Origin of the sequence: Aquimarina muelleri DSM 19832, assembly GCF_000430665.1 — a bacterium.
Classification (GTDB): Bacteria; Bacteroidota; Bacteroidia; order Flavobacteriales; family Flavobacteriaceae; genus Aquimarina; species Aquimarina muelleri.
Genome location: NZ_AUML01000084.1, coordinates 1 through 3,209, shown reverse-complemented (window position 1 = coordinate 3,209; position 3,209 = coordinate 1). Strand labels below are relative to the sequence as shown.

Here is a 3,209-nt window from a genome sequence, read left to right as displayed (position 1 = left end):
TGCTAAAAACAAATCAATAAATGTACGATCATTTCTATAAATATCACTTGATGCTCTAAAATCAGATAGTAAAAAATCCTCTTCTTCTTGACTTAGAAAATTAACATCGCTTAAACATTGGTTTGGTTTAGAAACAAATGAATGCACTATATTATAAAAATGGTCTGCAATTTTTTTAATAGATAAGTTATCATATTGATTGCTATTGTATTTGAAATTTACTTTAATACCAGTATCCGATAATTCTACTGTTACTCTAAAATCATAATTTGCTTGCTCTTTTAAATCTACTGATTTCAATACTAAAGCCCCTGAGCTTTTATTGGATTCTGTTTCCAATTGGCTTTCTATCCACTCTTGTATTGGATAATTTTCAAAAACTATTATATGATCTAATAATGAATTACCCAATTCACTTACTCCTTGTACTGTAGCAAGACTTGTATAATGGTGATCCAGACTTGTTATAGCATCTTGCTGAATATTCTTTAATAAATCTTTTGGTGTATTTTCTTCTTCATACTTTACTCTAACTGGAACAGTATTTATAAACAACCCTATCATATCCTCTATACCTTCCAGATCTCCTGGCCTGCCTGATACTACAGAACCATATACTACATCTTTAGTATTATTATATTTAGATAATAAGTATCCCCATACTACTTGTATTAAAGTATTATGAGTAACTTCTGTAGTTTTACATAATGAATTTATTTTTTCAAAAATATTTCCTGAAAACTCAATACTCTCTTTTTCTGCTCTATAATTTTGCTCTAATCGATCAGAGCGTACAAATGGGATTTTAGCTGTGTTTGAGTATTCTTTTAAATAAGTTTTCCAATAGTCTAAGGTCTTTTTTTGATCTACTTTACCCAACCAATTTATATAATCTGAATAAGGATTAACCGCAGGCAGATTAAGCTTAGTGTCTGTAACAATAGAGTTTAAGATTTGATTAAATTCGTTTATAAGTATACTTTTACACCATCCATCCATAAGGATATGATGATGACTCCATATAAACTCATATTCTCCATTTCTAAGATCTAAAACTTTAAAACGAAGTTGAGAAGGGTCTTCCAAATTAAAACCCTTTTTCATATCTTTTGATTTAACTTCATTAATCCATACATCTATTCCATCTAAATTCGTTCCTTCAGGAATTTTTTCATAGGTAAAGCTATTTGGAACAGATTTTCTTACTACCTGTAATAAGGTGTCCGAAGAATGGTTTATAAAACTTGTTCTTAGAATAGCATATCGATCCACCATACTATGATAAGCTTTTTTGATGGCATCCATGTCTAATACCTCAGCACTTATTCGATATGATAATTGGTTAAAGTATAAAGACGTATCTTCTGAAGATACCCAGTGATAATACATTCCTTGTTGTGCTGGAGATAGTTTATATATATCTTCTACTTTTCCGTCTTCATTAATATCTTGTAATTCTTTAAACGTCAAATCTGAAAATGATAAATCAGAAGGGGTAAGATAATTATTATTAGACAATGATAATTTTTCTATTAAACAACCTATATTGTTTTGGTAACAATCTATTAGTTTTTGAATACTTTCTTCATGATATTCATCAGAACAATAAGAAATAGTAATTGTTAATTCTCCTGAAACTAATATACCTGACACATTAAGTAGCTCATTTCTACTAATATCTTTATCTAATACTTCTCCAATATATTCTGAACTATATTCGAATATAGATGGTTTTTTATCCGTATTTATCCCATTTCCAAAATCTCCTAAATAATTAAACTTTATTGTGGGGGATATCTCAGATGAAAATCCTTTTCCTAAGTATTTAAGAATACCATAACCAACACCTTTATTGGGAATCGATCTACAGTCATCCTTTACTTGAATCAAACTCATGGTTGCATCGGATGAATTAGAAACTTCTAATAACATAGGGTATACAGCAGTATACCAGCCAATTGTTCTACTTACATCAACATCTTCTATAATATCTTCCCTTCCATGACCTTCCATATTAACAATACTTTTGTTAATGCCGAACACATTTTTGATCGCGAGCCCCAGACCTGTAAGCAATAAGTCATTTATGTCTGTATTGTATACGTCATGAATACTTGTTTGCATTACAGATGTTAATCTTTTATCCAGAGTAAAGGATAACTGTTTGTTTAAAGTTCTTTTGTTACTCTTTTCTTCTTTATCTACAGGAAACTCTGGGATTGAATTAACTAGTATATTTTCCCAATAAGCATATTCTTGTTCTATATTTTCGCTATTTGCATATTCTTGCAACAAAAATCCCCAATGTTGAAAAGAATCTGTTTTTAATGGTAATGAAATTTTCTCTCCGGATATATATTGCGTATACAAAGAAGATAAGTCCTCTAATAAAATTCTCCAGGAAATCCCATCTATCACTAAATGATGACAGATCAAAGCTAAACGATCTCCATCAGATAGTCTAAAATGACCAATAACAAAGAGAGGACCTTGAGAAAGGTTAAAACCAGATTGTAATTGCTGACATAAGTTACCCATTTTATCTAACTCAGCTTCTTTTTCTTCTCTAAGATCATGATAATCAATCCGAAAACATTCTTCGACATATCCACGATTATATTGTTTCCACGAATTTTTTTCTTTTTTATAAACCATTCGTAAAGCATCGTGATGCTTAACAAGCTCTTTTACAACACTTTTTAAAATAGTAGTATCAATTTGTTTTAAGCTTTTTAAAAGTACTGCTTGATTATAATGATTGGGTATGGATAGTCCGGAATCTTCAAAAAGAAATCGCTGTATCGGTGTTAAAACAACTTCTCCTTCTATTTGTGATTGATCAATTGTTCTGGTAGCTTTACTCATCATGGATGCCATATCTTCTAGTATTGGATGCCCCATAACATCACCAACTTTTAAAACATAGCCTTTTTGCCATAATCGAGAAACTACTTGAATTGATTTAATAGAATCTCCACCTAGATTGTAGAAATTGTCTTTTATTCCTATTTCTGTATGTCCTAATACAGACTCACATACAGCTACTAACACTTTTTCCTCTTTACTGGATGGGGTAACATATTTTTGGTTGTTATATGTTTTCGTATAAGGGTTTGGTAATGCTTTTCTATCAATTTTCCCATTAGTTGTAAGAGGTATTGTATCCAACTTTACATATAAATTAGGAACCATATATGCTGGTAGCTTTT

General features: G+C 30.4%; 1 protein-coding gene. It reads right to left on the bottom strand.

What is annotated here, in order from left to right; translation table 11 throughout:
* Positions 1-3,192 (bottom strand): condensation domain-containing protein (locus tag H527_RS0118535; protein WP_248601263.1); only part of this gene is annotated, 3,192 nt, incomplete at its 3' end.
* Positions 3,193-3,209 lie beyond the last annotated feature (17 nt).